We start from the raw sequence: 249 nt of genomic DNA, 5'->3' as shown, positions 1-249 counted from the left end.
GTCAGGATGACCTGGTCAGCCGCCTTGCGGCCGCCGCTCTTGCCGCCCATGCCGTCGGCCACGATGCCCATCACGCAGCCCTCGATGCGAGGGTGGGCGACGACGGCCACCTGGTCCTGCTGATAGGCGCGATCCCCGCGATGGGTGCCGGTGGCGGCGTTGAGTCGGAATCCGACGGCGGAGGAGGAGGCCATGCCGAAAACTATACTGGCCCGTTCGCTTTGGCCCGTCGCGACCTTCCCTTGCAAC

At 68.3% G+C, this 249-nt stretch carries 1 protein-coding gene; it reads right to left on the bottom strand.

The features are described from left to right. Positions 1 to 249: hypothetical protein (locus tag ACZ267_RS12980; RefSeq protein WP_463680360.1), on the bottom strand; the 249-nt coding region annotated here is incomplete at both ends.

The organism is Staphylococcus sp. AC872, assembly GCF_979255425.1.
Note: the sequence above shows the minus strand (reverse complement) of the source record. Positions and strands in the feature narration are given on the sequence as shown.